The 22,130-nt window shown below is 49.4% G+C and carries 23 protein-coding genes and 1 tRNA gene; 9 read left to right on the top strand and 15 right to left on the bottom strand.

All coding sequences use genetic code 11. From position 1 onward, the window contains the following. Positions 1-5 precede the first annotated feature (5 nt). Positions 6-82 (bottom strand) — tRNA-Arg (locus EZJ49_RS07040). A 260-nt stretch (positions 83-342) separates the two neighbouring features. On the opposite strand from EZJ49_RS07040, the gene EZJ49_RS07035 reads away from it, so the two are divergent. After that, positions 343-1,425 (top strand): hypothetical protein, encoded by a 1,083-nt coding sequence (locus EZJ49_RS07035; protein WP_262555436.1) that lies wholly within the window; start codon positions 343-345, stop codon positions 1,423-1,425. 44 nt (positions 1,426-1,469) lie between these two features. Here EZJ49_RS07035 and EZJ49_RS07030 read toward each other — a convergent pair whose 3' ends face one another. Next, positions 1,470-2,669 carry a hypothetical protein gene (locus tag EZJ49_RS07030; protein ID WP_262555434.1) on the bottom strand — a complete coding sequence of 400 codons (1,200 nt, stop codon included), beginning with the start codon at positions 2,667-2,669 and terminating at the stop codon, positions 1,470-1,472. Positions 2,670-2,870: 201 nt separating this feature from the next. On the opposite strand from EZJ49_RS07030, the gene EZJ49_RS07025 reads away from it, so the two are divergent. Further along, a complete protein-coding gene (locus tag EZJ49_RS07025) occupies positions 2,871-3,653 on the top strand; it encodes a hypothetical protein (RefSeq protein WP_262555432.1) in 783 nt (260 codons plus the stop codon). Between the two features lie 68 nt (positions 3,654-3,721). Next, positions 3,722-4,069, top strand: coding sequence for an ankyrin repeat domain-containing protein (locus EZJ49_RS07020; protein ID WP_262555430.1), 348 nt, complete (start codon positions 3,722-3,724; stop codon positions 4,067-4,069). 3 nt (positions 4,070-4,072) lie between these two features. On the opposite strand, the gene EZJ49_RS07015 is transcribed toward EZJ49_RS07020, so the two are convergent. The 7 genes from EZJ49_RS07015 to EZJ49_RS06985 form a co-directional block, all read right to left on the bottom strand. After that, positions 4,073-5,065: a pectin acetylesterase-family hydrolase gene (locus EZJ49_RS07015; protein WP_262555428.1), complete on the bottom strand. Its 993-nt coding sequence runs from the start codon at positions 5,063-5,065 to the stop codon at positions 4,073-4,075. Positions 5,066-5,177: 112 nt separating this feature from the next. After that, a complete protein-coding gene (locus EZJ49_RS07010; protein ID WP_262555426.1) occupies positions 5,178-5,465 on the bottom strand; it encodes a hypothetical protein in 288 nt (95 codons plus the stop codon). 183 nt (positions 5,466-5,648) lie between these two features. Next, the gene (locus tag EZJ49_RS07005; RefSeq protein WP_262555424.1) at positions 5,649-8,144 is read right to left on the bottom strand and encodes an RCC1 domain-containing protein; all 2,496 of its coding nucleotides are present in this window, start codon (positions 8,142-8,144) and stop codon (positions 5,649-5,651) included. Between the two features lie 96 nt (positions 8,145-8,240). Further along, complete coding sequence (locus tag EZJ49_RS07000; protein ID WP_262555422.1) at positions 8,241-8,990, bottom strand: substrate-binding periplasmic protein; 750 nt, start codon at positions 8,988-8,990, stop codon at positions 8,241-8,243. A 42-nt stretch (positions 8,991-9,032) separates the two neighbouring features. Beyond that, the gene (locus EZJ49_RS06995; RefSeq protein ID WP_262555420.1) at positions 9,033-9,488 is read right to left on the bottom strand and encodes an SRPBCC domain-containing protein; all 456 of its coding nucleotides are present in this window, start codon (positions 9,486-9,488) and stop codon (positions 9,033-9,035) included. Between the two features lie 116 nt (positions 9,489-9,604). Continuing rightward, positions 9,605-10,126: a DUF2231 domain-containing protein gene (locus EZJ49_RS06990; protein ID WP_262555418.1), complete on the bottom strand. Its 522-nt coding sequence runs from the start codon at positions 10,124-10,126 to the stop codon at positions 9,605-9,607. 109 nt (positions 10,127-10,235) lie between these two features. Further along, positions 10,236-10,634: a hypothetical protein gene (locus EZJ49_RS06985; protein WP_262555416.1), complete on the bottom strand. Its 399-nt coding sequence runs from the start codon at positions 10,632-10,634 to the stop codon at positions 10,236-10,238. A gap of 187 nt (positions 10,635-10,821) precedes the next feature. Here EZJ49_RS06985 and EZJ49_RS06980 point away from each other — a divergent pair, with 187 nt between their 5' ends. Together EZJ49_RS06980 and EZJ49_RS06975 are read left to right on the top strand one after the other, a co-directional pair. Further along, positions 10,822-11,703, top strand: coding sequence for a pirin family protein (locus EZJ49_RS06980; RefSeq protein WP_262555414.1), 882 nt, complete (start codon positions 10,822-10,824; stop codon positions 11,701-11,703). 70 nt (positions 11,704-11,773) lie between these two features. Continuing rightward, entirely contained in the window at positions 11,774-12,676 is a 903-nt protein-coding gene (locus EZJ49_RS06975) for a LysR family transcriptional regulator (RefSeq protein WP_262555412.1), read from the top strand. 203 nt (positions 12,677-12,879) lie between these two features. Here the strand turns inward: EZJ49_RS06975 and EZJ49_RS06970 are convergent, their stop codons facing one another. Both EZJ49_RS06970 and EZJ49_RS06965 read right to left on the bottom strand, forming a co-directional pair. Then, positions 12,880-14,667 (bottom strand): MutS family DNA mismatch repair protein, encoded by a 1,788-nt coding sequence (locus EZJ49_RS06970; protein ID WP_262555410.1) that lies wholly within the window; start codon positions 14,665-14,667, stop codon positions 12,880-12,882. 84 nt (positions 14,668-14,751) lie between these two features. Further along, positions 14,752-15,540, bottom strand: coding sequence for a DUF4382 domain-containing protein (locus EZJ49_RS06965; RefSeq protein ID WP_262555408.1), 789 nt, complete (start codon positions 15,538-15,540; stop codon positions 14,752-14,754). A gap of 351 nt (positions 15,541-15,891) precedes the next feature. Here EZJ49_RS06965 and EZJ49_RS06960 point away from each other — a divergent pair, with 351 nt between their 5' ends. After that, complete coding sequence (locus tag EZJ49_RS06960; protein WP_262555406.1) at positions 15,892-17,280, top strand: MFS transporter; 1,389 nt, start codon at positions 15,892-15,894, stop codon at positions 17,278-17,280. A gap of 104 nt (positions 17,281-17,384) precedes the next feature. Further along, on the top strand, positions 17,385-17,567 hold the full coding sequence (locus EZJ49_RS06955; RefSeq protein WP_262555404.1) for a hypothetical protein: 183 nt from the start codon (positions 17,385-17,387) through the stop codon (positions 17,565-17,567). Here EZJ49_RS06955 and EZJ49_RS06950 read toward each other — a convergent pair. Beyond that, positions 17,564-18,430: an AraC family transcriptional regulator gene (locus EZJ49_RS06950; RefSeq protein ID WP_262555401.1), complete on the bottom strand. Its 867-nt coding sequence runs from the start codon at positions 18,428-18,430 to the stop codon at positions 17,564-17,566. The genes EZJ49_RS06955 and EZJ49_RS06950 overlap by 4 nt on opposite strands. 136 nt (positions 18,431-18,566) lie before the next feature. On the opposite strand from EZJ49_RS06950, the gene EZJ49_RS06945 reads away from it, so the two are divergent. After that, positions 18,567-19,010 carry a hypothetical protein gene (locus EZJ49_RS06945; RefSeq protein ID WP_262555399.1) on the top strand — a complete coding sequence of 148 codons (444 nt, stop codon included), beginning with the start codon at positions 18,567-18,569 and terminating at the stop codon, positions 19,008-19,010. 62 nt (positions 19,011-19,072) lie between these two features. Here the strand turns inward: EZJ49_RS06945 and EZJ49_RS06940 are convergent, their stop codons facing one another. After that, positions 19,073-19,597, bottom strand: a complete 525-nt coding sequence (locus EZJ49_RS06940; protein ID WP_262555397.1) for a hypothetical protein — start codon at positions 19,595-19,597, stop codon at positions 19,073-19,075. 206 nt (positions 19,598-19,803) lie between these two features. Here EZJ49_RS06940 and EZJ49_RS06935 point away from each other — a divergent pair, with 206 nt between their 5' ends. Continuing rightward, positions 19,804-20,934 carry an AGE family epimerase/isomerase gene (locus EZJ49_RS06935; protein ID WP_262555395.1) on the top strand — a complete coding sequence of 377 codons (1,131 nt, stop codon included), beginning with the start codon at positions 19,804-19,806 and terminating at the stop codon, positions 20,932-20,934. Between the two features lie 2 nt (positions 20,935-20,936). Here the strand turns inward: EZJ49_RS06935 and EZJ49_RS06930 are convergent, their stop codons facing one another. Beyond that, a complete protein-coding gene (locus EZJ49_RS06930) occupies positions 20,937-21,143 on the bottom strand; it encodes a hypothetical protein (protein WP_262555393.1) in 207 nt (68 codons plus the stop codon). 74 nt (positions 21,144-21,217) lie between these two features. Continuing rightward, a complete protein-coding gene (locus EZJ49_RS06925; protein ID WP_262555392.1) occupies positions 21,218-22,114 on the bottom strand; it encodes a S1 family peptidase in 897 nt (298 codons plus the stop codon). Positions 22,115-22,130: the final 16 nt, after the last annotated feature.

The following is a 22,130-nucleotide window of genomic DNA, read 5'->3' as shown; positions in this document are numbered from 1 at the left end:
AAAAGTGGTGATTCCGGTACGACTCGAACGTACGACCCTCTCCTTAGAAGGGAGATGCTCTATCCAGCTGAGCTACGGAACCACGGTATCACGCTGAGTGAACCTTTCTTATAGGGGCAGAAGTCCCCGATTTCAAGAATTTATTTGGCTCCTAGGCTCATTTAAAGCCTGCTGCCTGAGCTGTCGGCATTCCGGCAGGTGCCAGAGGGGCGGCAGACACCCTGCCGGGAACCCGGCCGCCGATCATCTCAGCTCGCATTTATTCGTTTTAAGGTCGTGGTTGGGCTGGCACCGGCCATGCAATTTCATAAGGCATCTACATAATCACGAAAGGTGCTTACCATGAAAACATCCACTCAACTTCTTCTGGCTTCCTCACTGACGGCTCTTCTAAGCTCCACGGCTTTTGCCAATGTCCTGCATGTGCAAACCGGTGCTGACGATGTTCCGGGTTCTTTGCGCGACACCGTTGCCAAAGCTCAGTCCGGTGACACGGTGATGATCGACAGTCGCCTTAAGACCTTGAAGCTGACTCATGAAATCCTGATCGATAAATCCCTGACCATTCAGTCCAACGTCATGAATCCTGCACAGGATCGTCCGACAGTGGATGCTCAAAGATTGGATCGCATTTTCCGAATCTCTCATGACAAAATCAATGTGGAAATTGCAGGTTTGAATCTGGTTAACGGAGTCAGAGCGCGCAAAGATCCCAACCAGAATGGCCGCCCCAGCGAGAACAATGATTTCGGTGGGGCGCTCTATGTGTGGGGTTCGCAAGTTCAAGTGAACATCCATGATGTGGACTTCATTGGAAATTCTGCTCCCAATGGCGGAGCCATTGCGGCTCAGGGACCTATGTATCCAGCTCCGCAAAAAATCGTTCTGCGCAACACCGTCTTCAAAAATAATGAAGCCGAATACAACGGGGGCGCAATCTTCACAATGTGGTCTTTCCTGAAAATCTATGACAGTCAGCTATCAAATAACAACGCTGTTTACGGAGGAGCCATTGAGCCACACTACGGCTGCACCAATATCTACAACTCTGAGCTGACACAAAATCATGCGGAAATAAAAGGTGGCGCCATCGACAATAACGGCTTCGTCAAAATGGCAAATTCAGTGGTTCAGAATAATGTCGCGGATCGCAGCAATGGTGGTTTGAACGCTGCTTATATTCTGAAATTCCAGGGTAATGTTGTTGATAAAAATAAGGCAGCATCCAATGACAATATTGGAAGCATTATCCTTCTAAACAGTCAGGGCCAAAACAAGATCGGAAGTCTTGAACCAAGCAGCAGCTCTTACACAACCATTCATCTGGATAAAAGCGATGCTGTTGGCTCCCTTAACGATCCAACAATTCTGAACGTGACTTCTAAAAGTCGCTACGCTTTCCCGCCTTGCACTCAGGAAGATTAAACCTGAAGGCTCAAGGGCCCTTGCTCTTGAGCCTTTTTATCCCCTTACAAAGCAATCTGTCCTTTTTCAAACATCTGAATCCCCTTCATGATCAATTTCATCTGATCACTAAAGACCGTCGAGGGCTTGTCCTGAATATCGACTGTCTTACATGACTTCATTCCCAGGGCCGCCTTAAATCCACTGCATTTCACCACCGTATAGCACTGGGACGTTGAACACGACACCGGAGTTCCGGAAAAGAAATTCAACCTGGAGTTGCTTTCAAATGATCTGCTATCAATGGCCTTGCTGCATGCCGCGAACAGTGAACCACTTTTATCTGACGGACACATCCAGTCTTTGACCACCGTCAAAATTTCAGCCCGTGAAGACTGCAGAGAAAGCGGAGTCACCGATGGCATCAGCAGCGCATAGTGAATCATCGCCTGCGGCAACTCGGCTTCCGTTCTGGCAAAGCCTTTGTAAAAACCCAGCCCCTTTGCAAAGCGGCCCATCACTCCAGAATAAGCACCGTTCACAGGTTTTAAACGCAGACATTCATGGGACCCACAGCGCGTGTTTTGACGAAGAATCCGCGTGGTGTTGCCAATACGGGAAAGATGTTCCGGATATCTTCCCGCATCATGGTAATACCATTTACCGTCGGACATCGGCTCTTGGAAGTCATCCGCCGTGAACGTGCCAAAAGCCGAACGCCCCCACAGCTTCGCTGCCGCTGGAGCCAGGAACCATCCCGAATTGCAGGAGTGGAAAATCACAATCGCATTGCGGGCCAAAAAACCGCCCATTTGTGCAAACTCTGAATCCGTTTGAGCCAGACGCCCCGTCCGTTTGTGCAAAACAATCCCCGTCTGTGGATTGGAGTGAACGAAAAACTGAAGCGACGTCAGTGCAGAACGCGGAAATTTCAAAGCCTTCAAGACCTGGGATTTATCCAGCTTGGAAGAGTCTGCAATATGCAGCTTAAAACCAGCACTGCTTAGCAACTGCTGATCAGAATAAAAATCACTCACTGCGCTGATGATGACTCTTTGACGTTGCGGAAAACGATCGCGGGAAACTTTTGCAGCAAGAATGGCAGCCCGTAAAAACAGGTCTCCATGATCATCTCCATCACCGACAACGAATACATCCGTGGGAACCCCGGCCCGAAGCTGGCCCGGATCTGTCGCCAGAAAAATTGCAGAACTGTTCTGCGCCCAAATTGAAACCGCAAGAAACGTAAGAACAAATAGTTTCATAATCATCTTCCCGTTTAAATTGAAGTGGAAGCTGTTTACCCGAGGGAATGACTTAACGAAAGCATTCTGTTTACTTTTACAGAGAAGTAATCATACATAAGTCAACTTTTGTGTCTCGAAAAAACCAGCGAACATCACGACCCGATACGATCGTTATAAAAAAGACGTGACGGAATCATCACAAAATTTCACTATAAAAGAATGACACACCATCAGGACATTCAGGATATCAATGCCGAGCGATCCGCCAAATCCGGAGCTTCCGGAAGCCTTGAAAGTTTTCTGCGCAAGTTTCGTCAGATAGCCTATCTGGTGGCTATAATCCCGGTGCTTCTGGCCTACATCATCTGCGTTGGGGTTTCACTCGCGCCGGGAATTTATCTTTTCCGCTGGGTTTCCCTGCAGATGACAGCTTACCCTGATATTATTCAAGCTCTGTGTCTGGGGCTTTCCCTTGCCGGGGGTTTTATCGCCTTTATCCTGACTTTGATTGTGGTGGTACCGGTGCTAAATGCCCCCGCCCTGCCCTTTATCAAACCTTATCGCGGTCCGTGGTTTTCGCTGGAATCCATCCCCTGGTTCTATCACAACGCTTTGACTTATCTGGTGCGCTACACGGTCCTGGACTTTATCACGCCCACCCCGCTAAATATCTTTTTCTTCCGCGCCATGGGGATGAAAATTGGCAAAGCGTGCATGATCAACTCTTCCAATATCTCTGACCCCGCGCTGATTCAACTGGGGGACTATGTCACAATCGGCGGATCAGCGTATTTGATGGCCCATTATGGAATGAAAGGCTATCTTATTATTGATCACTTAAAGGTTGGTGCCGGCGCCACCGTGGGCCTTGCCGCAAAAGTTCTGGGCGGAGTCGAGATCGGTCGCCGTGCCACGGTCGGGCCTAATGCCACAGTCCTGCCAAAAACCGTGATCAAAGAAATGGAAAAATTCGGTGTCCCTGAAAAACCGGAGGCTCTGTGAAAAAGCGCATCTTAATACTTCTGCTCACCCCGCTAATAACCTCGATCTCTTACAGCAAGGAGAAACCTGTGTCGATATCCTCCCCGGAAACGCAACTGCTGGAAGCCACTGAAAATCACGACTCTGCAAAAGTGCGTTCGCTGTTAAAACAGAAGATCAAAATCGACGAAAAGGATTCTCACGGACGAACGGCTTTACTGATTGCCACTCGCAATAACGATGTTGAAATCGCCAGACTTCTGATTGAAGCCGGGGCCGACGTCAATGTTCAGGATCAGATTCAGGACAGCCCTCTGTTATATGCCGGAGCCAACGTGAACATCCCGGATCGGGATAAGGTGACAGCCCTGACTCACGCCAAGAAAAAAGGATTCAAGGAAATCGTGGCCATCTTAGAAAAGGCCGGAGCCAAATAGTTTTTATTTCTGACTTCTATAAATCTGCTCGGCAAAGCGAAGGGCCGACAGGTTCTCTTCGTTTTCAATCCCGGCCGTCGGAGGTGCCAGAAGGAATGTGTGCATCAGACAGCGCGGTGCCCATACCTGAACATGGCTGTAGGGTCTGGCAACTTCGATGATTCCCCGCTCGGAAAGTACCCGTCTTTCATGCTCTTGCGGGGACAGCTCCCCAAAAACCACAGCCATCACGACATCCTTGGTCGCTTGCAAAACGCCGACTTTCCAGTCCTGCAATTGTTCAAAGACCGGTCCGAAATAAGGCGCGACAAAACCACTGTGCTCGGGATAGATCAAACCGACCGCCGCAAAACTCTGCTTAAAGTCAGAGCGCATTTGCGAAGAAAACTTATCAAAAAACTCATCGCCAAAATGCAGGCCAGGGCTGTCCGCCAGCAAAGTTTTTTGTGTGGCCCGCGGGAAAGCCGCCGCCACATTATGCGAATGCACCAAAGCACCGATGGCTCCCGCAGAAGCTCCCCACAGGGTCACGTCGCCAAAACCATCAAAGTTCAAAATCCTGCGTTCGCGAAGATAGTTTAAAGATTTAAGAATGTTGGTGTATCCGACATGCCACGTCTGGCGGGAGGAGTATTCTGTATATCGCGCCACATGACGGCCCGAGAAAACATCCCCCGTGCAGTATGGAAAATAAAGAGCCGTGTGATCAACCCATGAATGCGATGCTGATTCTGCCGTCAAATAACTGAAAGCAGGAATTGCCGGAATTTTATAGATCCATGTTTTCCGGTCCAGACCATGACAGGTGGATTCCGACCAGCAGGCCCCGCCTCCCATAAATTCAATCAAGATTTTATCCTTACGACGCTGGTCCAGAAAGACCGAATACTGACTGCCGTCGCCACAGTAAGCGCCGGGAATCTGAATCCTTTCCCATGAACGTGCCCAGACCTGAATGGAAATCAACATCGACAACAGAACGGCAAATGCCTTCATAGAAAAACTCCTAGTACTAAAATGCTAAGAGCTCACTGACCGTCGATAAATCAAAATCGCCGGAATGCCTGCAATACACGCCCTTGGTTTCGTGTTCCCTTGAAAGTTTCGATCACTCTTCAAGCATTCCCGCAGCTTTTATCACGGACTCTTTTCTATTTTCCAAAGTCCGGCGCACGGCCTGACAAAGTGCGCGGATGGCGTAGGCCTTAAAATCATCTGCGGGATCGCAGCCATCTTCAAAAACCACTTCGATACTTTCCAGATAATTGCAGATTTCCTCCACAGAAGGATCTTCCGTGGACCGGGATAAAATCGTGTCTGAGATCGACAGTGCATGCCACCAACGCTCCCAGTTTTCCACCTGACTGGATTCTTCTGTCTGCATTTCCTTTTTCATTTTTCTGTTTTCTTTGTTCGGATTTATTCTGAAGAGAGTTCGACAACATCAAACAGGAAAGGCCTGCGAAAAATGCCGGGGCCTTTCCAATAAACTACTCTGAGACGGAATAAAGAGAAAAATTGAACATAAAATCACCCTATCACACGAATGAAAATATGTCCACCCTTGGGGGTCCTCACATTACGGACTTGCCGGAGACGGAACATTCACCAAACGCCCTGCTCCAAGTTGATTCAAGCGATCTGAACCCCAGCAATGCAGGGCCCCTGTCACTGTGATACCACAAGTGTGATAGCGACCCAGCGTAATAGCACTATATTTGTCTGATGAAGACACCGGCACAGGAGAAGCCTGCGTCACCTGCGCTCCATTTCCCAGTTGTCCATCGGCACCGGAACCCCAGCAACGAATATCCTGTGTGCTGGTCAGGGCACACTTGTGACCAAAGCCCACACCAAATTCCTGATGAACAAAACCCGGGTCCGCGGGTTGAGCTGTAAAGCTTGTTGGATAAGATCCATTGGACCAGCAGTTATAGACACCTGCCTGGGTTTTTCCACAGAAATTATTCCCACTGCGGTTCAACGACACATAGACTGTTCCCGCATCAACATCCTCCGGCACAAAGTGCGCAACCCCACCCCAGCATTTCAATGCGCCGGCTTCAGTCAACGCGCAGGCGGCCTTCCCACCCGAAACCACAATATCCTTGAATGAATCTGTAGAATCCACAAACTGCGGAGACCCCGCCGTATCCGTTGTACCATTCCCCAGTTGCCCAACGTCGTTCAGTCCCCAGCACATGATTTTCTTCTGATCCGTCAAGGCACATGAACTGTCATTTCCGGCAGAGACCTTCAGGAATTTTTCAGCGCTGTTCACAGCTTTTGGTGTGGAACGATGAGTGGTTTCCCCATCCCCCAAACGTTTACTGGTGCCGTTGGCGCCCCAACATTTTAAAATACCATCCACTGTGATGCCGCAGGTGTGATAGTTTCCAGGGGACACAGCTTTGTATTTTACACCGCGATCGACTTCCACTGGGAAGGATTTCGTCACCGTGGACTTGTCACCCACCTGGCCATTTCCGTTATTGCCCCAGCACTTCAAAACTCCGGCCGTTGTGATACCACAGACATGATAAAGAATTCCGGCATCCATCAGTTGATACTTTTCACCACTATCAACAACAATGGGCACAGAACTTAGCGATGCCATGCCATCACCATTTTGTCCGCTGCTATTTTCCCCCCAGCAGAACATCACACCGGAACTTTGCAAACCACACGTACCCACAACGCCTGCGGAAACTGCCGCATAGCCGGCATCAGACACCAGGGTTGGCACCAGCATTTTGGCCGTTGAATTTGTACCCAGTTCTCCATAGTCACCGCCACCCCAGCACTTCAAATGGCTTTCGGATTTGGTGATCGCACAGGTGTGTCCCCCACCGGCACTCACGGATGAATAGCTAACTGCCGCATCAATCACCGTTACAGCACTGTTGCCAACTCCCAGCCCATCGCCCACTTGTCCAGAGGCGTTGTAACCCCAGCATTTCAGTTTATCATCCATGGTAATGGCACACGTGTGGCTGCTTCCCGCTGAAACCTGACGATATTCGACACCACTATCCACGACTGTAATGGCCACCGGGGAAGCTCCCGTACCCAATGCTTGCAAGGAACTGTTTGTTCCCCAGCATTTCAAATCATTATCAGTGGTGATTGCACAACTGTGATAAGCCCCAGCTGTTACGTCTTTATAAAGAACACCGGCATCCAGTTCTGTCGGTGCAAAGGTGGTGGCGGCAGGACTGGTGCTACCTGTTCCCATTTGCGCATAATCATTTTTTCCCCAGCACTTCAACACACCTGTCGTGGTAATTCCACAGGCATGAGACGTACCGCGGGCAATTTTCTTATATGTTGTCGGGGCATCCACTTCAGCCAATGCGGCGCCACCACCCCAACACTTCACAATACCCGCCGTGGTGATGGCACAACCCGAGGTCGTGCCCAGTTCCAGCTCTTTATACTGGACGCCGCTATCCACCACTGTGGGTTTGCTTTTCGACGGACCCACTGCACCCAATTGCAAAGAGGCATTTTCACCCCAGCATTTTAAAACGCCGCCTGTGGAAATACCGCAGGAAAAATCACTGCCTCGGCTGATTTTGCTAAAGGTTTCATCCAAAACCGGATCAAGAATAAAACGACGGGTCACTTGTTGTTTAAAGAACGATGGATAGCCGATAACTTCCTTCAAAGCCACCTGCAAAATCTTGGACCCGCTGGAAGAACCGTAATAATCATAAGTAATTTTCCCTTGAGTATGACCGGCGGGAATCATCACCACGCCATCCTGAAGACTGTGATTAACAGAATACTGGGCGGTGCTGAGCTCAGGAATCAAAGTGTAACGAACATAGATATTTGTCGGACTGGCCTCCGCCATGGTCACGACAAATTCCTGCTTGGAAGTCTGTCCGTTTTTCACCTGCACATCAGAAGATTTTAAAAATGAGATTTCAGCCGGAGGATAATCGGCATAAAAACTTTCATCCTTAGAAAGCGACGGCAGTTGATTTAAATTTTCAAATGAGGCTTCCAGGGAACATGCCCCCAATGCCAAACCCCAACTCAAGTGCAGCAGAATACGAAAAAACGTTCTCATATTCTACTAATCGGCTGGAACCCGGGTCGATAGAAGTGATCCTCGCAAAAACTGTTCGCTGGATTTTCCGATATCCCAGACTGAGACACGAAATCTCTATTTCATGTAATGATCAAAAATCCTCTGGATCACACCTTCTTTTTTCATCTGCTGCAAGGTCTTGCCAAAGCGTTCTGACAGCTCTTTGTGTCCCGGGTCCCTGGCTTTGGAAAAGGCCACATAAGCCGGATTTTCTGAAACCACATAGACGGCTTCAAAAATATCACCGTATCCCAGGCTCTTGCTCATAAACCGAAAGGCCTCTTCAGAAGCCACAACGGCATCCACCCGTTTCACACCGTCAGAACGCCCCAGCTTTTGAATCAGCATTTCCTGCGTGCTGCTATGATCCAGTCGCAGGTTCTTTTTATAGCTGTCAAACTCCCGCCCATAAGAATACTGATTATTTACCCCCACGGTCAGCCCCTTCAGATCAGCCAGACTTTGCACTTTAATTTTTCTTTTCTTCAGCGCAAACACCATATTGCGGGTTTCACTGACGGGCTCGGAAAAATACAGATACTCTTTCCGCTCTTCGGTCACAAATGGCGGAAAGATAGCATCCACCTTCCCAGTGCGAGCCATCACCACCGCACGCGCCCAGGGGAAGGTTACAAACTCGGGTTGAATTTTCAGTCTTTTGCAGGCCTCACGGATCACCTCAACGTAAGTTCCCTTCAGCACGCCTTTTTCCCGGTAGATTTTAGGTGGGATGTCCTCGTACGAGGCAAAAATAACTTTTTCAGCCCAAGCCGGAAACGAAAACAGAATGGAACCCGCAAAGAACAGCAAAAATTTATTCAGCATTCCGACTAGAATGAATTTGGATCTGAAAATGTTCAACTCTTTTTAGGAATACAGCGCCTTGTAAGCACCTGTGCGCAGATTGATCCCGTATTCCAAATAGGCTTTCATTGCACTGGCCATCTGCGCCCATCCCTGACAGTTCTGATAGGAACTGATAACGCCTTTTTCAGTTTCTTTCCAGCCAGTTTCTGAAATTTTAACTTTGGTTTCACGAGGATTAAGTTCTTCAAAGATAAATTCAGTCTGAGTGTTGTAGCCACCCTCTGAGGCTTCCCATTCTATCACCAGCAATTTATTCTGCACGGTTTGTTTTACAACGACCGGAAATGGCCCCGGAAAGTCCGCAAATTCCCACTGCACGGTCGTGCCTTCAACCAAGGGAGCAGAGGCTCCGGCCGTGGTAAAGTAACCGCTTATTTTTTTTGGATTGTAAACGGCATCAAACACTTCACTGACAGGTTTTTGAATGATGGTTGTCACTTCAAACTTAGGAATCATGAAAGCCTCCGAACTTGAATAATTTCACCAGTGGAAATTATAAAGCTCTTTAAAGGCTTCTCAAGTCTTTTTGCAGGAAATGCAGCAAGGACTGCATTCCTGTATTGTTTCCGCCTTCAATGGAAGCTGATATGATCCTGCGGTCTTTCATCGTGTTCATAACGATCCTGCAAGATGGCCTGTTCGGAACTCATCGGCACACCCACCTTATGAATCGCCACCAGAGTCCATCCGTAAGCTCCCGCACCCACCAGACTTAAACAGCCCACTCCCGTCAGAACCAATGAAAATGCCAGCGAGTTCAAAGGCATATCCCAGGTTCCGCCGATCAGCACTGCGTTCACCGCAAACAGCCCCAAAGTTAGAACATTCAGCAGCATGTGAATCAGGCCGTCTCTTTTGGCTGTGGTGTCTTTGGGAATCCCCATGGCCCAGTCAATAAATCCGGGAATGGCCGCCACCACGGCGCACGCCACGGCCGCCATATTGGAAAAATATCCCAGCTTGTACCAGAAGATTTCGACACTCCCGAGCTGATACACAAGAAAGCTGACAAATGTAAGCAGATAAAAAGTGATGGGAAAGGCCACCAACATGGGATGAATTCCATGTCCTTTGATTGATACTTTGCTGTACATAAAACCTCCCTGTTTTATGCCTTCAAAGTATAGCGACTTTCCAGGAAGAGCCAGCCATCCGGAGATGAAGTGCCAACTCTCAATAACAAGCTCAGGCCAAGGTCGATTGTTACTTGCCTCTGCTGTAGCGCTCGAAGCTGGCCTTGTTTTCAAAATAAATCACGGACCCATCCGTGCGAGCCGCGATCACGGCACTGGCCTTATCAACAGACTTGCCCGTGACCGGGTCCACGGCCCTGCGGGCACTGGCATCTTCCGCCAGAGTTTTTTTGCAGTTCTCACAACAGCCATAATAAGTTTTCCCGGCATGGGCCACCGGAATCTGATCGCGAGGGAAAACCATGTTAGTCACCATGCAGACCTTTTGATTCGGCACAATCTGCAAGGACTCTTTCGCCAAAGCCTCTGTTCCAAACGCCACAAAAACCAAGAAAGCGGCCAAAACAATAACGCCCCATTCTTTGAACTGCTTCATCATAAATATCCTTTCAAAGCTTCTTTCTGTCATTAGGAGCCCCAGCGGCCTTCTGTGACAAGGTCCCTGCTTTTTTCTTTGAAACGTTTTTATACATCGTGACAAAGACCCTCTGCCAAGGTCCTGATATTATCCAATACAATGAATAATCTTTCCATTTTATACATCTAATCAAGAGGTCCCTGCGGTGCTATAGTTAAAACAAATGAAAGGGACTGTTATGAAAAAGCTCTTATTCTCTCAACAAAGTAACTCGCGTCACTGGGTCGGCGATGGTTTTCCAGTCCGTTCGATTTTCACTTACAATGATATCGCCCGGGAAATGACGCCCTTCCTGCTGATGGACTATGCCGGTCCGATGGTTTTTCCTGCTTCCGAGCATCGCCGTGGCGTGGGTGAACATCCGCACCGCGGCTTTGAAACGGTGACTATTGTTTACGACGGTGAAGTGGAACATCGTGATTCCGCCGGAGGTGGTGGCATCATCAAACCCGGTGACGTACAGTGGATGACGGCCGCCTCGGGTCTTGTGCACGAAGAATTCCACGGCGCAGACTTTGCGAAAAAAGGCGGCGCTTTTGAAATGGTGCAACTGTGGGTCAATCTGCCTAAGAAGGATAAAATGTCCAAACCCCGCTATCAGGGTTTGATGAATGCAGACATTCCTCAAGTAGCTTTGCCTGATGGGGCAGGTCAGCTACGCGTGATCGCCGGAGAATTCCAAGGGGCCAAAGGCCCTGCCAAAACCTTTACCCCGATCAACTTGTGGGATCTGCGCTTGCAAGTCGGGCACAAAATTGAACTCAGCCCACCAGTCGGTCATACCGCAGCGGTTTTTGTCCTAAGTGGCGAGGTCACTCTGGGCACTGGTGAACGTTTGCAGGAAGCTGAACTGGCCGTGCTGGACCGCGAAGGTGCAGACTTTACTCTGACAGCCGGCACTGATGCCAAAATACTTTTCCTGGGTGGTGAGCCTATCGAGGAACGTGTGGTTGGTTACGGTCCGTTTGTCATGAATTCAGAAGCAGAAATCCGTCAGGCCTTCATTGATTTCCAGGATGGCAAAATGGGTCAGATTGGTGCCATCGAAGGTTCACGCTAAAAAAGAATCCGAAGGAGCCAAAGGCTCCTTCGGATTTGTTTTTCTTAAGGGTCTCAGGCACAATTCACTCATGGACTTGAATGAAATCGCCATCTTTGTCAAAGTCGTTCAGACTGGCAGTTTTTCCGCCGCAGCCAAACAATTGGAAATGCCCAACTCAACGGTCAGTGCAAAAATATCCTCCTTGGAAAGACGGCTGGGAGTCACCCTGCTTCATCGCACCACTCGCAAATTGCAAATCACGCAAGCCGGACAGTTGTTCTTTCAACGCTGTCAGGTCGGCATTGGTGAACTGAAAACTGCGACTGAAGAGGTCAGTCAGGGACAAGGCGAGCCGCAGGGACTTTTAAAAGTCACCGCCCCGGCGATCATCGGTCCCAGCCTGCTGAAAGATGTCATCACAGAGTTCCGCCGCCAGTATCCAAAAATCCAATTGGAACTACTTCTAACGGACCGCCGTGTGGATCTGATTGCCGAAGGCGTGGATCTGGCCATTCGCGCCGGGGAACTGAAAGATTCCACCCTGATCGCCAAAAAACTGGGGCTTAGCTATTTCGCCCCTTTTGCCAGCCCGGCTTACCTTAAAAGAAAAGGCACACCTCTGCATCCCAAAGATCTGCGCGATCACCAATGCCTGCAATTCACGCCCTTGGGAAAGGACCATTGGGAGTTTCTTAATAAAAATCGCAACAAGGTCACCGTCAATCTGCCCGGTGATCTGGTAATTGATGACCTGAACACCATTAAGGATCTGGCTTTATCCGGTGAAGGGATTGCTCTGTTGCCAACCTTCCTGTGTGGAGCGGAGTCAAAAAACAAGAAATTGGTGCGCATTCTGCCCGACTGGCGATCTGATCTGCGTCCGGTAAGCTTCGTCTATCCTCCGCAAAGATTCACGCAGCCTCGCCTGCAGGCCTTTATAAACTGTGCCAGTGATTTGCTGAAGAGCCGACTTAAAGAACTGGAAATCTGACGCAGAAATGGAAACGGGCCCCAACCCTTCGGTCAAGCCCCGTTTCGGACGACCCCTAAAAGCGGAAGGCGAAGAAAGAATGGAATCTCAAAACGCTTACCAAACTTCCGGATCGTTTCCTTCCTTACAAGGTCATTATAGCGCACTTTTTCCTCTGTAAACCACCGGCTGCCAAGAAGCAGATGGTTTTATCAGAGTATATTTTAAACCTCTTCGACCTTGATCCCTTCAGCCGCCATGATTCGCAAAGCATTGGTGGTCGGACACGGTCCCAAGCGCAAGTGATAGTGGAAAATCATTTTACCGTTTTCATCAATGTCCTCCCGGAAGTGCAGATTCAACAGCGTTGGATTGTTGGCCTCCAGGGCCGTGAGCTCCAGATCATGCGTGGAAATAAAGCCCATTGCGGATTTTTCCTGCGCCAAAGTCTGAATCACAGCCCGGCTGCCGATCTGCCGTTCACGGTTGTTGGTGCCGCGGAAAATTTCATCGATCAAATACAAAACAGGCTTCCCGGAAGCGGCTGTATTTAGAATATCCTTTAATCTACGCACTTCTGCATAGAAATAGGAATACCCGTCCCGCAGGGAATCACTGACCTCAATGCAGGTTTCAATCTGCAAAGGCACGGTCACAAACTGATCTGCAAACACAGGAGCCCCCATATTCGCCAGCGTCTGATTCACTCCCAGAGTGCGCAGGAACGTCGATTTTCCGGACATATTTGAACCGGTCAAAAGCCCCAGTGACTTATCCCCCGGGAATTCAAAATCATTGGCGACAGCCTTACTGCGATCCAATAAGGGATGGAAAATATTTTTGCACTTGAGTGTGCGGACAGAGGCAAACTGAGGATAGCACTGTGTTTGATACTTATCAAAAATCAGCAATGATCCCAGCACTTCAAACTCTGACAACTCCTCCACACAGGATGGGAAATCCTGGGCCATCTTCCGTCTTAGGCGCTCCAGGAAATAAACAGAAACCACCGTCCACGGCAAAATTGCATTCAGAATGAAATGTAAAATCGGATTGGTCTGAGTTCCCACAAAGCCCAAAATTGCTTCCAGTTTTTGCGCCGTTCTTGAGGGCGACAACTGAAAGATGGCCGGACAAAGATCACGCAACACTTTGTCGCTGGCTGATTTGTTTTCAATCGCCTCCAGCACGGGTGCCAGAGCGCTTAGATGATGTGACAACCCTGTACCCTGCAAAAAAGCGGACCCCACCGACCCCAGACTGAAAAGGCTTAAAAGTGGAAATGCCATGAACAATATCGCAGGCAACACCGTGCCTGTTGTACTGCCCCACACCGCCAGCCCTGCGGTGATGAACCACAAGAGCAAATTTGCCAGCAGCAGACCTTTAAAATGCGGCCCCACAAATGAATGCTTCAGGAAGTCCTGAATCTGCAAGGTGGAAAGATTCAGGTCATTGGAGTTGGTTTCAATTCCCAGACGTGTGTAAAACCACACCTGCGGACGCAACTGACGGATTTGCTCCTGACGTTTTCCAAGCACTTCAATATCGGAAGGGGGCTGACTCATCCACTGCAGCAGTCGGCGCAGTCCGCCTTCAGACAGAGTTTCATCAAGCAAAGTCCACAATGAGTGTGACCCCACCAGCCCCAGATCACGGATCAGGGGAAATTCCATCGAGGCGTCAAAAGCCTGTTTCCAGGAACGACCCGATGGCTGACCTAAAAGACGTTTGTGCTGACGCAACAAAAACTCGTTCCAGCGGGTCAGTCTTTGCACATGACGATGAATCCGACGAGTACGCACCACCAGAATAACAAACACCACCAGCAACACCGCAGGCACTGTAAAACCGGAACGCGCATTTGGCATCATCGAAAGCACGACGAGGCTGCCCAGAAAGACCAAGGCTGTTAACAGGCGAATATTCTGATGCTGACGAAGACGCTGCTGCCAGGCCTGCAAAAGACTCTGGATGCGCTGGGATTTTCTTTTCACGGATTGTTGCTTCATGCCTCTCATGATGCCGGGGCCCAGAAAGTGAGGCAACTCAAAAACCCCGGACTCTCGACCGAGAGCCCGGGACAGTCGCTGGACTTATAAAAGTTGTGAAAGTTCCTCTTCGGTCACAACAGGATATTCCTGACCATCCACAATAGGCACATAGCCATCATCGGAATCATCATTCGTATCCGGCACAGTCACAAGTTCTTCGCCAGGAGGCTCTGGCGTCGGTTCAGGTTCCACTGTGCCTGGCTCTTCACCACTGCCGGGCTCTTCAATGACATCCGGTGTTTTCAGAACAGACTTCAACTTCAGCACCGGTTTAAGCAGGCAGCCACCATGCCCCTGTACCACGACGGATTTCAAAGCATCAAAGTCCACAACAACCTGATAGTTGTGACCGGCTTCAAACTCCACCTTGTTCGTCAGAATGATTTTTACGCCTGTTTTTTGCGCACTCGGGGTTTTTAATTCACAGATGGAATCGTCCCCTTTCACCGCAAAGTGTCCTGCAGGCTTCAAGACCAGACGGATTTGCTGAATCCGCAGTCCCGCAGGGGCCACAATATCCTGCAAAGGCAGTGTCACCCCATTTTGCAACTGCAACAAATCCACCGGCCCCAATCCTTGCGCCAAATGCAAGCGTCCGGACCTGCCTGCTCCGCCAACCAGAACCTCCATGTGGTCGATGTCCACCACCACTGACTTCAGGTCCTTATTCGGCGCATCGGTCAACTTGAAACTGACGGTGCTCATCTCGCCCTTGTACTGACTCGAAGTGGCAGCGTCGTTCTCGGAGCCTGATTCGCTCACCGTTCGACTGCACGCGGAACTGAACAGCACAGCTCCAAGGCATATAAGCTTTACAGAAACACGCTTCATCTTACCCTCCTGGTAATTCTTACGTTTCACTGTACACCTCGCCGCCAAAGAACCAAAAAAAGTCCGCAATGAGGCGATCATACTGAGAGCGCTGTCAAAGACCTTGGCAGTTTCTGCAGCATTTCGCAGCCCTAAATGAAAAAATAAACCTGTTCATATTACTGACTTCAGTTTGCCATTTAGACATTTCTCACATAGTGTGGGGCCGCACAACGCACTGGAGACGCTATGGCCTTACTTCTCGTCAGCATATGTCTTGCCGCGGTCATTTACCTATACTTCAACAACAATCCTCTGAATCACTCGAAAAAATTTATCTTCAGGCGCTTCGTTAACTGGTTCCCTCTCGGCATGAGCTACGCCTTCCTCTACATGGCTCGATACAATCTGAACGTTTCCAAAAATGCCATGGGCGACATGATGACCAAAGAACAATTCGGGATCATCTTCGCCGCCGGAACCATCGTTTACGGTCTTTCCTTCCTGATTAATGGACCCCTGGTGGACAAAATAGGCGGTAAAAAAGGGATTCTGATTGCCACCCTGGGCTCAGCCCTGATGAACATCCTTATGGGCGGAGCCACCTATCTGTATCTTATGGGCCGACTGAAAACCAATATGGTGGTGGCCTTCTCTGTTCTATACGCGCTTAATATGTTCTTCCAAAGTTATGGCGCGGTTTCCATTATCAAGGTCAAAGCCTACTGGTTCCATGTCCGTGAACGCGGCGTCTTTGGTGCTATCTTCGGGACTTTGATTTCATTTGGTGTGTACTTTGCCTTCGACTGGGGTCAGGCGATCGTGGAGGCCTCCAAACTGCACATTGAAGGTGAAAAAACCGCCTTCCAAAAATTCATTCAACATATCTTTGCGATTGATACTGGAACCACCGATGCCACCTGGCTGGTGTTTACAATTCCCGCCTTCATTTTGATTGTCTGGGCCCTGATCGACATGGTGCTTCTGAAGGATTCTCCGAAAGAAGCCAACTTTGATGACTTCGACACGGCGGACGCCTCGTCTTCTGACGATGACGACAACGTCAAAATGACGATGGGACTGATTCTTAAAAAAGTCTTTTCCAACCCAGTGATGATCACTATAGCGATGGTGGATTTCACCTCGGGCGTTTTGCGCAACGGGATCATGCAGTGGTATCTGATCTTTGCCAATGAAACCAAGGACGCCAATCCAGCGTTCTATGCCGGGTCCGAATTCTTTATCAAAAACTGGGGGCTTTTACTGTGCCTGACTGGTGTGCTGGGCGGATTTATTGCCGGGCTTGTTTCAGATCGCATGTTCCAGTCCCGTCGCGGGCCTCCGGCAGCAATCAACAATGTCGTGATGATTCTTTTACTGATCGTGATGTGCGTGTTCCTGACCAAAAATCCGACGATCTTTGGTTTGGCGGCAGTCATGATGACCCTGGCGGTTATCGGTGTGCATTCCCTGATGTCAGGAACTGCGGCGGCTGATTTCGGCGGCAAAAAAATGACAGCCACAGCATCCGGCATTGTCGATGGCTGTGTCTATCTGGGGTCAGGTCTGCAATCCCTGTCGATTGGTTATCTATCCGCGAAAAACTGGCACTATTGGCCTTTGTTCCTGATCCCGTTTGCGGTTTTGGGACTGATCCTGGCGCTTCGTATGTGGAAAGAGCTTCCGGAAGCCACCAAGAAATACATTCTTGAAGTGGAAAAGGCCGAAGCTCTTAAGCAGCAGCAGCCCGGACGTTCCTAGCCCAAAGGACCTTTCTGTTACCTTTGTGCTATCGAATGTGAAAGGCGTCTCTGGTAAAAAGACGAATTATCGTCTATATTGAAAGACGTTAAAGGAGGCATGCCATGGAATTATGGTTTATACTTGGTTTTTTAGCAGTGGCGGGACTCTCCGTGATTGTTTACTTCTCTTTGATGGTGTTCTTCCCTGAATGGGTTGGTATCACTGGAAAAGTGGCTCGGGATGCGGAGCTGAGCCATCAAGAAGGCGCTTCAGAAGACACCGGCAACACGCCTATTAAAGGCTAATCGGCTTTATTATATCGGTCCCGGAACTGTCCGGGACTTTGCCCCAGCTTGGCGCGGAAGAACCGGCTGAAATAGTTGGGGTCCTGGAAACCCACCGCAAAAGAAATTTCCCCAATCGGCAAGTTCGTGTAGGCCAGATACCTTTGGGCTTCCAGTAAACAGCGTTCGTGAATCACGTCACGAGCTGATTTATTCAATAAGCGCAGCACCCTCATCGTCAGGGCCTTGGGCGAAATTCCCAGTGTCCGGGCATAAAAATCCACGTTGTGCTGTTCACTGAAATGCTTTTCCAGCAGCCCCTCAAATTCCCGCATAAAACTGACCTCAGCTTTTTTGGCTTTCAGGGGTTTGGCTTCCGTTGTGCGCAGCAACTGCAAGGCCAGCAGACTTAGCAGATTTCTTAAAGCCTGATCCGATCCCATTTTTCTTTCTGCAAACTCCACACACATCTTTTCACAATAAAAACGCAGTTCTTTTTGCAGCTCTGCCGTGGGGCGGAAGACATCCGGGGCATCATACAAACTTTGCAGCGGGGTCTTTTCCAATAAGTCCAAGCGTAAAGCATCCAGATAGAACTCGACAACATATCCGCGCGTCCCCTTGGTCAACTGCCACTGATGCACCTGGCCCGGTTTCACCACAAAAACATTCCCCGCCGTCAGGGGATAGCTATTGAAATCAATGTTGTGCTGGCCTTTACCAGCTGTCACGATCACCACTTGAAAGAAATCATGGCGATGTGGAAATGGCACTTTGGGATTTACACGTTCTTCCAGCCGTTCGGCACGGATATCCCCCCGCTGAGCCGTCACAATCCCCAGAGCATCCATAGAGTGAAGTTTGGAAACATTTCTTCCCAGCATAACCATCCTAAAGTGGCAAATGCCACAGCAAACCTGTCTGACGTCTTTTTGTATAACCTCAAAGTTCCGTCTTTTACTTTGTCCCCTTCAGCATACCCTCGGTATAAAAGCTCATCAACCAATGGAGGGTTCGTTTATGAAAAAGTATTTTCTATCTGCGTCTATGATTCTTCTGTCCGCATCGTCAGCCTTGGCGGCGGAAATCACGCCGGGCACGCTGGTCGGCCGCTATAAGGTGGAAGCGCGCGCCGGGTTCCAAAAGGTTTATGCCAACTTCCGCGTGGTGAACACCCGTGAATTTGAAGTGCAAAGAACCTATTCCAACGGAGCGGAAGACGAAGTCTGCAACGGCAACTACAATCTGCTTAGCAGCGTCAGTTGGGATGAAAACTGGACACTGGCCGCATCAAAACAATTCAAGGGCACCTTCACCTGTCCAAGCAATCGTTCCAAAACCATCACTTTCAATGTCGATTTCGGTTCCAACAAAACCGAGGATCTGGCGCGTGGAACCCAGGTTGTGGTTACCAGCTCCATGGCTCCGGGCATGAAACTAAACGCTTACGTGAAAAAGCAATAGACATAAAAAAAGCGCCCCTCTGGATCAGATGGGGCGCTTTTCTTTGTTTGTGACTTTCAAATCTAATCAATAGCCGAAATTGTCAGCTTATCAATACCCACCTGAATGCCCAGACCATGCAGCAGTTGCAATGAGACATTCATTGCAAGTTGTGGCAGTCCCACTTTCACCGCAGTAAAGGCGCCGACACCGCCGACAATCGCCGCTTCCCCCTGTGCCACCAGATATTTTCCAAGGATCACATCCGGAGAAGAGTTGAACAGGCTGATTTCAGAGGAAACCCCGGCCAGTTTGAAATAACCAATACCCGCCGTCGCTCCGATCCAGTGATGCCCGATGGTCACGCGGACATCCTGAGTGTAACGAGTGCCTTTGACACTCTTACACTTCAATGTTCCGTAAGCCACAGTTTTAAAGTGCCCCACGATAACCTTGATGCCTTTTGATGTCCCCTTAAAGGCCAAACCACAGGCCCACAGACGATTGCCCGCAATGCTGGCTTCATCGTTCATAGAAACAGCCTCTGTATTGGCGTGAGCAAATGCCCCCGTCAAACCAAATGCCAGAAATAAAATCAGCTTCTTCATACCTTCCTCCTTGTTTGTGTATAGTGATGTTCGCTTCATCTTATTCGGAAGGAATTCACAGACAGTGGCAAGCCACCGGATGAAACACATACTTTACCACGCCAAACTCTGTCCATTCTCACTCTTTCCGGGCAGAGTGTGCTGGACTCCTGTCACTTTGCAATGCTATCGTGACCTGCAAAGCTTGGTAATTTTGTGGAGACGTTATGATCAATCAGTGCAAGCAATGGCTATCGCAGGATGTTCTTCCTCTTTGGATCAGCAAGGGTGTGGACTGGCAAAACGGCGGTTTTGTAGAGTCCTTTTCTTTGCAAGGCGAACCTCAGGATGTGCCTCGCCGCTCGATGGTACAAGCTCGTCAGATTTACAGTCTGCGTATGGCTGCCGAGCTGGGGCTTTGTGACCGGGAAAAAGCTGCAAAAGCCATTGAACTGGGGGCTGCCGCTCTGGTCAAAAATTACTCTTTGCCCTCTGGTGGATTTATTCATTCTGCCAGCAAAGAAGGCGTGGCCCAAAATACCACTCCGGATCTTTATGCTCAGGCTTTCGCGTTGTTTGGTTTGGCCCATGCATATGCCGTGATTCCCAAAGAGGAATACAAAGAACGTGCGCGCCAACTGGTGCAGTATCTTTACAATGAACGCCGCCTGCCTCAGGGCGGGTTCACGGAACTGACCGAACAAGGTGTTCAGTACGAAGCCAATCCGCACATGCACATGTTTGAATCTGCTTTGGCATGGATGGCTATCGACAAAGATCCTCTGTGGCAAAGGTTGGGGGATGAAATTCTGCATTTGTGCCTGAATAAGTTCATTGATGCGAAATCAGGAACACTGGCAGAACATTTTAATTCAGACTGGTCCCCAATTCTGGAAAACGGACGCTTCATCTTTGAACCGGGTCATCAGTATGAATGGGCTTGGTTGCTGGGGCTTTATCAAAATATCACAGGCAGGGATCTGACTGCGGTTCGCGAAAAGCTGATCGCCATCAGTGAACAGCATGGCGTGTGGCCGGAAAGAAAATCCGTCTATGATGAAGTCTGGAGTGACCTTTCAACAAAACAGCGCTCCTCCCGCTTCTGGCCTCAGTGCGAACGCATCAAGGCCGTTCTACAAATGGGTTTGGAAAATCCACACAAGCGCGTTGTGTATGCTCAAGCTGCTGACGAAGCCATGACAACACTGTTTAAGTTCTTTGCGACACCTCAAAAAGGTCTGTGGTTCGACACCTGGCTGGAAAACGGTGAATTTAAAATTCAACCGGCCAAAGCCAGCTCGCTTTATCACATCACCGGCGCCATCAATGAATACGTGCGCCTGCGTCCTCAACTGTAAATTTATTTAAGTCTTAAGATAATGTCGTCGGCAACACTTTCAACCGTGTTGCTGCGACTCATTTCCATGCGGTTGGCAACAACCATCGACATTCTTTGAGGTGGACAAAACCTCATGCAGGAAGTGGTGACAACCATCCACTCAGTGTCCGGTCGGAGTTCCTGCAGCCGACAGCGCAGCTTTTCCAGAAACTCCTTTTTAACGATCACCGAGGACCCCTCTTCCCCAGAAGATCTCACAATACAGCCTGAGCAGATCTCAATAAGCTGTTTCAAGGTGCGCCCTAGCGCAACTTAGGCATTGTCTGGGTGATCCAGTCTTTGTAGTAAACCGCATTGGTGTAAACACCCGTATTGTCACACAAAGCACTGCCACGGCTGGTAACCCCGAACAAATACATCTTCCCATTTTGCTCAACGTAAGCCGGACCACCTGAATCACCGGCACAAGTGCCATGACCTTTGGATTCATCCAGACGAACTTCCGTTTCCTGAACGGCCGCAATCGGAGCTTTCGTTTGGCGCAAAAGTCCGTCCCCGGACATCTCCACCTTCAGACAGTTTCTAAGATCGTCGTCGCAGATGACTTCGCCATATTCCAGGGCTTCGTCCAGATTTTTTACTTTTCTAGCATCAACCGGTTCTGTTTCAACTTCAGAAACTCCATACCCCGCCACAGTCACAGTCAGACCGCGCTTCAGGATGCTGTCATCAGGAAGCAATTGAACCGGCTTGTAACCTTCAGGCAACGTTCCACGGAACTTGATAAGAGCAATGTCACCCCAGTCAAATTCGTTGTCTTCCTGAGTATCCGGATCATAGCTGGAGTGAACTCTGTAATCGCTCACGCTGCGAGTGTAGGTCTGAACAATGTCCTGTTCCCGGGCATTCAGAAGGCCGTCCATATCCACGCCGAAGATCAGACGGATTTTGCTGGGTTTAATACCCCAAACACAGTGAGCTGCCGTCAAAACATAACCTTCTGCAATCAAAGAACCTGTGCAAATAGCGTTATTTTCCAGATCATAGATTCCCACAATACCAGAGGCCAACGTGCTGCTTTCAGCCACATCCGTACCGCCCATAATGGCTGCGGATTCCTTAGCGCTGATTTGTGGACGATTGGAAAGTCCACAGGACGCCAAAACAATAGTCGCCAATACCAATAAATATCGGTTCAAAAACGCCTCCCCCTAA

Origin of the sequence: Bdellovibrio bacteriovorus (assembly GCF_025558485.1) — a bacterium.
GTDB lineage: Bacteria > Bdellovibrionota > Bdellovibrionia > Bdellovibrionales > Bdellovibrionaceae > Bdellovibrio > Bdellovibrio bacteriovorus_G.
Note: the sequence above shows the minus strand (reverse complement) of the source record. Positions and strands in the feature narration are given on the sequence as shown.

Excerpts from the sequence above, each read along its gene's own strand:
- EZJ49_RS06995 (WP_262555420.1), bottom strand. The coding sequence starts at position 9,488 with ATGATTCCTAAGTTTGAAGTGACAACCATCATTCAAAAACCTGTCAGT.
- EZJ49_RS07030 (WP_262555434.1), bottom strand. The coding sequence starts at position 2,669 with ATGAAACTATTTGTTCTTACGTTTCTTGCGGTTTCAATTTGGGCGCAG.
- EZJ49_RS06980 (WP_262555414.1), top strand. The coding sequence starts at position 10,822 with ATGAAAAAGCTCTTATTCTCTCAACAAAGTAACTCGCGTCACTGGGTC.
- EZJ49_RS07035 (WP_262555436.1), top strand. The coding sequence starts at position 343 with ATGAAAACATCCACTCAACTTCTTCTGGCTTCCTCACTGACGGCTCTT.
- EZJ49_RS06950 (WP_262555401.1), bottom strand. The coding sequence starts at position 18,430 with ATGCTGGGAAGAAATGTTTCCAAACTTCACTCTATGGATGCTCTGGGG.
- EZJ49_RS06960 (WP_262555406.1), top strand. The coding sequence starts at position 15,892 with ATGAGCTACGCCTTCCTCTACATGGCTCGATACAATCTGAACGTTTCC.
- EZJ49_RS07015 (WP_262555428.1), bottom strand. The coding sequence starts at position 5,065 with ATGAAGGCATTTGCCGTTCTGTTGTCGATGTTGATTTCCATTCAGGTC.
- EZJ49_RS07005 (WP_262555424.1), bottom strand. The coding sequence starts at position 8,144 with ATGAGAACGTTTTTTCGTATTCTGCTGCACTTGAGTTGGGGTTTGGCA.
- EZJ49_RS07000 (WP_262555422.1), bottom strand. The coding sequence starts at position 8,990 with ATGCTGAATAAATTTTTGCTGTTCTTTGCGGGTTCCATTCTGTTTTCG.
- EZJ49_RS06990 (WP_262555418.1), bottom strand. The coding sequence starts at position 10,126 with ATGTACAGCAAAGTATCAATCAAAGGACATGGAATTCATCCCATGTTG.
- EZJ49_RS07025 (WP_262555432.1), top strand. The coding sequence starts at position 2,871 with ATGACACACCATCAGGACATTCAGGATATCAATGCCGAGCGATCCGCC.
- EZJ49_RS06940 (WP_262555397.1), bottom strand. The coding sequence starts at position 19,597 with ATGAAGAAGCTGATTTTATTTCTGGCATTTGGTTTGACGGGGGCATTT.
- EZJ49_RS06935 (WP_262555395.1), top strand. The coding sequence starts at position 19,804 with ATGATCAATCAGTGCAAGCAATGGCTATCGCAGGATGTTCTTCCTCTT.
- EZJ49_RS06965 (WP_262555408.1), bottom strand. The coding sequence starts at position 15,540 with ATGAAGCGTGTTTCTGTAAAGCTTATATGCCTTGGAGCTGTGCTGTTC.
- EZJ49_RS06975 (WP_262555412.1), top strand. The coding sequence starts at position 11,774 with ATGGACTTGAATGAAATCGCCATCTTTGTCAAAGTCGTTCAGACTGGC.
- EZJ49_RS06970 (WP_262555410.1), bottom strand. The coding sequence starts at position 14,667 with ATGAAGCAACAATCCGTGAAAAGAAAATCCCAGCGCATCCAGAGTCTT.
- EZJ49_RS06985 (WP_262555416.1), bottom strand. The coding sequence starts at position 10,634 with ATGACAGAAAGAAGCTTTGAAAGGATATTTATGATGAAGCAGTTCAAA.
- EZJ49_RS06955 (WP_262555404.1), top strand. The coding sequence starts at position 17,385 with ATGGAATTATGGTTTATACTTGGTTTTTTAGCAGTGGCGGGACTCTCC.
- EZJ49_RS07010 (WP_262555426.1), bottom strand. The coding sequence starts at position 5,465 with ATGAAAAAGGAAATGCAGACAGAAGAATCCAGTCAGGTGGAAAACTGG.
- EZJ49_RS06945 (WP_262555399.1), top strand. The coding sequence starts at position 18,567 with ATGAAAAAGTATTTTCTATCTGCGTCTATGATTCTTCTGTCCGCATCG.